General features: G+C 37.9%; 4 protein-coding genes. 3 read left to right on the top strand and 1 reads right to left on the bottom strand.

The window, feature by feature from the left end; translation table 11 throughout:
- The first annotated feature begins 599 nt into the window (after nucleotides 1–599).
- From ACSHXM_RS19510 to ACSHXM_RS19500, 3 genes are all read left to right on the top strand, one after another.
- The gene (locus ACSHXM_RS19510) at nucleotides 600–4073 is read left to right on the top strand and encodes a TonB-dependent receptor (protein ID WP_435691665.1); all 3474 of its coding nucleotides are present in this window, start codon (nucleotides 600–602) and stop codon (nucleotides 4071–4073) included.
- Nucleotides 4074–4149: 76 nt separating this feature from the next.
- Entirely contained in the window at nucleotides 4150–5880 is a 1731-nt protein-coding gene (locus ACSHXM_RS19505) for an Ig-like domain-containing protein (RefSeq protein WP_435691663.1), read from the top strand.
- A 114-nt stretch (nucleotides 5881–5994) separates the two neighbouring features.
- The gene (locus ACSHXM_RS19500; RefSeq protein ID WP_435691661.1) at nucleotides 5995–7503 is read left to right on the top strand and encodes a tryptophan halogenase family protein; all 1509 of its coding nucleotides are present in this window, start codon (nucleotides 5995–5997) and stop codon (nucleotides 7501–7503) included.
- 25 nt (nucleotides 7504–7528) lie between these two features.
- On the opposite strand, the gene ACSHXM_RS19495 is transcribed toward ACSHXM_RS19500, so the two are convergent.
- Nucleotides 7529–9019 carry a tryptophan halogenase family protein gene (locus ACSHXM_RS19495; protein ID WP_435691659.1) on the bottom strand — a complete coding sequence of 497 codons (1491 nt, stop codon included), beginning with the start codon at nucleotides 9017–9019 and terminating at the stop codon, nucleotides 7529–7531.
- Between the last annotated feature and the right edge of the window lie 163 nt (nucleotides 9020–9182).

Raw genomic sequence — 9182 nt, 5'->3', positions numbered from 1 at the left:
CTTTCCTACCATTGGACGTACTTTCACTTTATATGTGATCTCAAAATTCTCCACTGCTCCCAAATGACTTTCTTAATTCTTTTTCACAAGACTCAAAGTTTGAGTTACACAGCTTTCAAAAAGCAACATTATTTTATATTTAAATAAAACAACGCACCAGCAATCCAGATCTACATTACACACAATATCAACAAGATTACATAAAAAGTCATAATTTTTAAGCAGAAAGACTAAACCAAGAAAACTAAATATCATTTTATTAAAATTATTTTCAAGCCAAGTTGTTAACAATTAATAGTTCATGTTACTCAACGGGAAATTAAAACACAATCAATTCAACCACTTAAAAATAACCAGCAAAAAAAATGAAACGCAACCATAAATAACAACAAAGAAAAAAAATAACCAAATCATGTTTACACAAACTTAACCCTCTTTACAAAATACTCACATAAAAATACACTCTGCAAAATATAAAAAGATGATTTTATATTTGATTTACACGAAGGGGGCTAGTTAGTTTCCTTATTTACTTTTTACGCAAACGATAAAAAGTAAAAAATTTATTATTGGAAATACATATACGAGGAGCACTCACTATGTCAGCAAGGTTTAAATTAAAGCCTATCGTGATAACAATGATGCCTATTCTTTTAGCGAGTAGTGCCAACTTGGCACTTGCGCAAGATAAAAATGAAGAAGCAGATAAAAAGAAAAAAGAAGCAGAACTAGAAGTCATTGAGGTTACCGGCTTTCGCGGTAGCGTCATAAAGTCAATGAATGACAAACGTCTAGCGGACGGTATTCAAGATTCAATTTTCGCTGAAGATATTGGTAAAACAACAGATCAAAATATTGGTGATGCTTTATCGCGCATTACCGGCGTTACTGTTCAAGAGGAAGATGGCGAAGGAACAAAAATATCGGTCCGTGGCGCTGGTGCAAATTTAAACCAAATATCTCTTAACGGTGTAGTCTTAACTGGTGGATTATCCGGAGGCACGTCTGATCAAAGTGTCGACCTAAGTACATTTTCAGCTGACATTCTTAATTCATTGAGTGTAGTCAAGACCCCATCTGCAGATCATGATGAAGGTTCATTAGGTGCTAACGTCATTTTAAAAACGTTTAGACCGTTAGATGTAAATAAAGATCGACGTAGTGTTGAAATTCAAGGTCGTTATAATGACTTTGCTGAAGAAAGCGATCATAAGCTTGCAGGGACTTTTTCGTCTAAGTTCTTAGACGAGACAGTTGGTATTATAATTACCGCGGCTGACGAAACACAATCAACTCGTAGGGATGAAATATCAGGTGACTGGTTACGTCCTTATGACACGGTTAATGTTCCTGCAGGACGCGCTACTTCTCTACAAACTGGTCAAGCAACTACCACTGACCAAGTTGGTATTTACCGTAAATCGTTAGGTTATAACGCCAACCTTAATAACCGAGATAGACAAACAGCTACAGTGGGTATTCAATTCGTACCTACCGACGCTGTAGACATGCAGTTAGATTTAAGTTATTCGAAACAAGATCTTAGTTTTGATAATCATAAAATAAATACAGGTACACCAAACTTCACTGAACCTGAAAACTGGAATTATCATAATAACGATGAATATGCTGATGATCCACAGTCTACATGGTGGACTATAGACGAGTCTAATCACACCATAGTTAAATCTTTAAACCGTTTTGCTTCGGGTACTGTAGGACGTTCGACCGGAGGTAGCGAAACAGAAAACAAAGTTGCTACCTTTAGAATGAATTACCAGATAACAGACGATTTAGTAATGGATTTAAATGTCGGATATTCAGGCACACAATACAACACTAAACCAAATGCCAATATTAATACTGCAACTTGGGGACGAGTTCCATTATTGGCTACTCTTGGAGATGTACCAGTTGAAGTGTTAGAACCTGTAGGTTACGACTGTACAACTGGCGCCTGTCAGATCGTAACGGGAACTAACCCGTTTACTTATGTACCTGAAGGTAATAACAATAACCAGGCGAATGAAACCACCTCAGCTTTTAATCCTTTAGATCCCTATATGCACCACTTAGGCTACATGTCGCAAAACTCTGAAGACTCTAGTGATATAAACAAATCTATATTTTTGGATTTTGATTGGGATGTTGATTTTGCCGGTGTAACCAAAGTGGAATTTGGTGCTAAAGGCTCTTCACGAGTAAAAGACGTGTACTCCTATAACACGAGTTTAAAGAATAACACAGGTACAGCGTTTAACCCCTTGACTGGTGAGCCTATTGAAGCGGGCGTGAGTACTACTGACATTTTATTGGTAGATGTTCTTCAACCAGGTGAACTTCCATTAGATAACTTTATGGATGGACTTGCAGGAACCAACAACCAATACAGTCAAGAGTTGTTAAATGGTTGGGGCCTAATTTCTGCGGAAAAAGCCTTTGAAGAACGTTATGGTGTTCCTAATACCGTTGAAAGTATTAATGATTCAGGTAGTCGCCGTTTAGAACAAGATAACGTTTCATTGTATGCAAAGGTTAACTTTGAGTATTTAGATGGTCAGTTAACCGGAAACCTAGGTTTACGTTATGTAAAAACTGATTATCAATCTTTTGGATTCGCATCTTTAGGTTATCACTCAGATGATAGAACCTTTGATGTAAATCAAATGATTTATCAAAATCAATTAGCTAATTCTTCATTAGATGCTTGTCCACCAGAAGACTTTAGTCAAATGAGTACTCCCCTCACTTCGCCTGTTTTACCGTGTTACGAGCCGCGTATCATCACTGACACTAATGGTGACGCTGCTCTACAAGTTACTTATAACGGCGCAGGTGAAGTTGCAAGCATTGATATTAACAATGGCAACCGTGATACAGGTTGGTGGTGGATATGGCGCCACACAGACCAAAGTACCGCCATTACCGATCAAAACATTGCGATGGCTGAGGAATTAGGAATTGATATAAAACAATTTTATAGCAGAGCCTATGAAGCATCAGGTGAAAGTAAAAATAGCATGTTGTTGCCTAGCTTAAATCTTAACTATGCAATCAATGATGAAACAATCGCTCGTTTTGCGGCATCAAAGACTATGGCTAGACCACGCTTTGATTCCTTACGTCCAAACTTTAACGTTAATGAACAAGTATGGGGTGAATTAAGTACTGGTTTCTTAAACAACCCTCAATTAAAGCCACTTGAATCTAAGAATTTGGATTTATCATTTGAATGGTACTTTAACAAATCGGGGTACGTTTCAGCAGCCTTGTTTAGAAAAGACATGAGCAATTTTGAAGAATCGGTTAAAGATATTTTCTACTACCAAGATTTGCGTACAGATTACCTTAGAGAATCAATTACACCAGATGAAGTATTCATTGTTCCAGAAGATGGTATGACACCACAAAACTCTACGTGTATGCCTTCTCGTGTTCCAATGAATGGCATAAAGAATTCAATGCAGTTTATTTGTGAGCCGGTTCTTTTAAATATTGTAAGAAACGGAGCTGGAGCACTAAACCAAGGGATTGAATTAGCGCATTCTCAAACCTATGACTTTTTGCCGGGTCTATGGAGCCATTTAGGTACCACGTTTAACTATACATACACTAAATCGGAATCCGACGCTGAAGTATTAGAAGGCACTGGTAGTGTGCTCAAAGCACTTCCTCAAGCATACACACCTAGACATACAGCTAACGCGACCGTGTATTGGGAACATGATGGACTCTCTTTAAGATTATCTAATCGTTATAACTCGGAACAGTTAGTTAATCGAGGGTTAGAAAGTGGAGTATCTTGGGCTGACGCTACAAATCGCTTAGATTTCAGTGCTAACTACAGATACAGCGATTCCATTTCGTTTTCACTGCATGCACTTAATTTAACCGACACTGTACACCGAACCTTCTTCACTTCCACTCGCCTAGCAATAGATACGGATACCGAAGGTAATCCAATCATTCTAGATGAAGGAAACGCTCTAGATGGTGGAGTGGATAAAAGCCGTACTATTAATCAGTACAAGACAGGCAGAATGTTCCGCTTAAGTACTCGGATTTTATTCTAAGGTTTGCACAGAAAAGAGATTTGTTTGTTGCTGATTATTATCAGCAACCACTACAAGAGATTGGAGAGTATGTAAGATGAAATGTAACTTACTTAAAAACGCGATAATTTATACAGCTGTAACAGCAGCTTTAGCTGGCTGCGGTGGCGGCGATTCAGATGGCCGATTGCCAGATGCAACTCAACCTGTTGTATTAGTTGGTAATACCACTGAAAACCAGGGTGATCATTTTAGCTATATGACAGATGCCACCGGAGATATCCATATTACTGTTACTGAAGGTACCGGTAGTTATGATATTTCCTTGTTAGAAGGTGTTACCAGTGAAGGTAAAACCAAAGAGGAAGGTGCATATATTTATGCTGTAGACTTTTTCTATTATAAAAACACACTAAACCCTGACGGAACTCCTGTGTTAGATGCGGAAGGAAACGCTGACCAGTTATGGATTGGACCTGACTTCCCAGGGCCAGGAGTGGGTAAAACAAGTGAAAGATTAACCGTAAATTCAGATGAATTTGTTGATCTTCTTGTTCACCCCCATACTGTCCAAGAAAGTAATGCTTTAGAAGTAAATATGGATGCAGACCCGGCCAATGACACAGCTATGATGTACAGTGAAGGTATTTATAAATTTAAATATGAGCTAGATAACGGTACACCGACAAATGTAATTAGGAATATTACACTTACGGTTAAAGGCGCTGAAGACAAAGTAGAAGAAGTTGTAATCACTAATACCGAAGGTTTTGAAGTACCTAAAGGTTATGACGTTCAGGTCTTAGCCAATGTCCTGCCGGCAAATTCAACCTTCAGTACAATATTATATTCAAGTTCTGATGATACAGTTGCAACAGTTTCTTCATCTGGCCTAGTTACTGGTGTCGAATTTGGTACTTTTACAATTATTGCAACTTCACACGATGGAGAAGTAGTGTCACAGGTATCTGGAGAGGTAGTGCAATTAAAAGATCCTGTAGGCATTGAAATTGCTAATAATAATGGGGTTGTACTAGAAGATTGGATTGGCGCTGGCAGTAGTAAAACCTTGTCGGTAAATTTACTTCCTTTAGACGTGACATTTGAAGATATTGGTATTACTTGGGAATCAAGTGCGCCTGAAATTGTATCAGTATCTGAAGATGGGATGATTGAAGGAGTAAACTATAACAATGTAGATCCTACGCTTAGTAACGCATCAATTACCGCTACATTAACAGATACCCCAAGTATTAACTTTAGTACTTTGGTGAATGTAACACCCGGTACTAACCTAATGTATTCTGGGAATCCATCTTTTAATAATGCGTGGGATGATACGATATTAACTAAACGTACAGCCGATAACAGCCCTGGTGACCAATTGAATATTGGTGAAGTGATGATTGTTGAAGACGGTGATGCAACCCAAACTGCATTAGGCGTTACTACGGTAGACGGTAGAAGTTTATACGTAGATTCAACAGCTGGTGATGTTAGAGTTATATTTAAGAAATTCGCCATATCTCAAGCTGGTTTTAGAGCAGATACTGATTACGTGTTGAGCTATGATCTAAAAATGATTTCGGGTAAATTCCAAACTTTCTTTAACCCGGTAACAGGTGGATGGTTCCCAGCACCAGGTTGGTGGCAATTTGACATCAATCACAGTGAGTTAGATGAAAATAAAATGATGCGTATTACACACAACATTGGTGCAGGAAAAATAAGAACTGATGGTAGTTTCTTATTTAACTTACACACTAGTGGTGGTGCAAATGGTGGCCAATACTATTTAGATAATTTCAAAATAGAAAGAGCTGAATAACCTAAATCATTGACGTGATATAAAGCCCTACTAAAGTAGGGCTTTTTTTGTACATTAATAATTATGTGACTGTAATTGAGTAAAGTTCAACGAGAATAATCAGGTGCAATAATAATGACTAAAATAGTAATAGTTGGTGGGGGCACAGCTGGGTGGATCACAGCATCAATACTAGCCAAAGGACTCAATAAAGAGAAATTCCAAATCACTTTAGTTGAAAGTCCAGACATTCCTACAATTGGTGTAGGCGAAGCAACAATCCCCCCAATTACTCAGTTATGCGCATTCTTAGAAATTGACGAAACTGAATTACTAAAGGCCATATCAGGTACATACAAATATGGAATTCATTTCGAAGGATGGTCAGCAAATACAAAAAGCTATATGCATGCTTTTGGATTTCTAGGCACATCTTATGGAAACATAAGTTTCCCTCAAATGTGGCTGAATTACCAAAAGGCGTTAGATTTACCACCGCTAATGGATTTTATTCCATCAAGCGTAGCGGCATATAAAAATAAATTTTCTCATCCCTACCCTAGACCAAATAACGCCAAAGTCGATGATTATTACCCACTCAGTGAACTGTTTTACGCCTACCAATTTGATGCTTCACTCCTAGCTAAATATTTGAAAAACTATGCCATTGGCCTTGGTGTGAGATTTATTGCAGATACAGTAGATTCAATCCATCAAAAGGATAATGGTGAAATATCTCATGTTCAACTTAACAGCAACGGGCTATTACATGGTAACTATTTAGTTGACTGCACCGGGGCTAAAAGTCTTATAAATAAACAGACTTTAAATAGCAAATTTATTAGTTGGTCCCAATACTTGCCCTGCGATCGCGCCATTGCAGTACAAACAGAAGCCAAACAGCCCCCGTTTCCTTATACAAAATCAATTGCAATGAATGCAGGTTGGCGCTGGCAAATCCCCTTACAACATAGAGTAGGTAATGGATATGTATATGCCAGCCAATTTTGTACATTGAACGAAGCAACAAGGGAATTAGAAAACGCATTAAATGGCCAAAACAAAATTACTGATATTAAATCCATGCATTTCGAAACTGGTTATTTAAAAACACCTTGGAATAAAAATTCAATTGCTATTGGCCTGTCTAGTGGCTTTTTGGAACCATTAGAATCAACCAGCATCCATATTACCCATAAGTTTGCACTAGAACTGATGAACGCTTTTAGGTTTGGAGATAATATGGAAGAGGAAGCGGCTAGATTTAATCAAAAATTTGTAGATGATTTATTACTTATCAGAGATTTTATCATTATGCATTATCACACCGCACAAAATCGTGATTCGGCTTTTTGGCGAGTTTGCAGTGAAATGGCAATTCCAGACTCTTTACATTGCAAACTAGATGAATTCAAAAATACGGGTTACATCACTTTGCCTAAAACTAGCTTATTTCCCTATCAAAGCTGGTTACAAGTACTAATCGGGCAAGACATTTTCCCTACGCAACTAGCGAATAAAGCCCCAAAAATGACACAAGAAAAAGCTATAAAGTTCTTTCAGACCGTCAACCAAACCATCAAGCAGCAGGTTATTCAACTACCTTCCTATCAAACCTATTTAAATAACCTGAGTTCTGAATAAAAAGATTATTAATACTTCTTATAAACTAAGGTTTAGGGAAAAAATCAACTTTTTCCGCAATAGCTTGCCTGATTTGAGCTAAGGCTTGTTCGGCTGCAGGATGAGACGTAGGCGGATGGTTGACTCCAGAAGGAAATACCCCCATTCCAGCCAACAACACATGCCAAGACATAGACGAATAATATTGCGTCACTTGTTGACGGTTAAGTTCTACGTCCAAATCGCCTCCGTTACACCAAACCTCCATGGCCACTTGCAATCTATCAGAAATTTTTATGTCTTTTCGACAGGCTCGCCAATACTCTGTATCGTCACGGCTGTTAGTTAAATAATGTAACACTATATAATCACGAATATGTTCAAATAAATGATTCACGCCGTGATTATAAAACTCTTGATATTGGGTGGTGTAATTGCCCTTTTTAAACTGTTCAACAAACTGCTCTATGGACAACTGCACTATATGTAAAGCGGTCGCCTCAAGTGGCTCGATAAATCCTTGTGATAGACCAATGGCGAGACAGTTTTTATGCCAATGTTTGTCCAAGCGACCTACTTTCATTTTTAGATGTCGAGCCTCAACGTCATGATCCATCACTTGAATCGCATTTCTCAATTCTAATTCGGCGGCGTCAGCATCCATAAACTCACTGCTATACACATAACCATTGCCAGTCCTGGAAGTTAACGGTATATCCCATTTCCAACCATTACTTAGCGCGGTTGATACAGTATGTGCTTGATATTGAGGTTTTGTAGGTGAAGCTATTGCAACCGCCGCATCATTAAACAAATTATCTTTAAATGAGTGAAAACCAACCCCTAAGGCTTTTTCAATCAACAGTGCTTTGAAACCAGTACAATCTACAAAAATATCTGCGCTAATTATTTGTTTTGAGGCTGTCAATACGTGGTCTATATCGCCAGATGGTGCTAATACAACATCTGTCACATCGTCAACAATATGCTTAACACCCAATGAAGTCGCATGTTCCTTTAAAAATACGCCTAGCCTAGTGGCGTCAAAATGATAGGCATAAATTGAATCCACTATTTGCTTATTTTCAGAAGTCGGTAAATGGCCTTGTTTCACTAATGCCGCTTGCAAAAAGTAGTTATCTGGATGAGCATCCACATCAAAGTTATCAAATTTCAATCGTGTCACTTGTTTAAACACATCAAAACCATCAATATCTAATGAACTGGTAAAGGGGTGGAAATACTGAGTAAAACCAGGTCGTGTAGACCAATTAGAAAACGTAATCCCCCCTTTATAAGTAGCACTACAAGCTGGCATCCACTCCTTTTCATGGATACCTAATGTATCAAAAAAGCGTTTTATGTAGGGAGTAGACCCTTCCCCTACCCCCACAGTTGGCACATTTTTAGACTCTAACAATGAAATAGAGAATTGCTGAGAGTCGAGTGACTTAGCCAACAAATTAGCAGCCATCCAACCAGCAGTTCCCCCGCCGACTATAAGTATCTCTTGTTTACAGAGTTTTGCTTTATTCATAACAATAACTTAATTCTAGTTTGAGGTTCTAAAAACGATTCACACAAAATAACAGGAAAGATCACCAACCACTTTCAATTTTTACTTTTTATATTTGATTCATTGTGATGTATTTTGATGTATAAAAAATAAATATACACTTCAACTACTATGATTAACAACA

The organism is Paraglaciecola sp., from assembly GCF_051252315.1.
GTDB lineage: Bacteria > Pseudomonadota > Gammaproteobacteria > Enterobacterales > Alteromonadaceae > Paraglaciecola.
The sequence above is the reverse complement of the archived record's forward strand: the minus strand, read 5'-3'. Positions and strand labels throughout refer to the sequence as shown.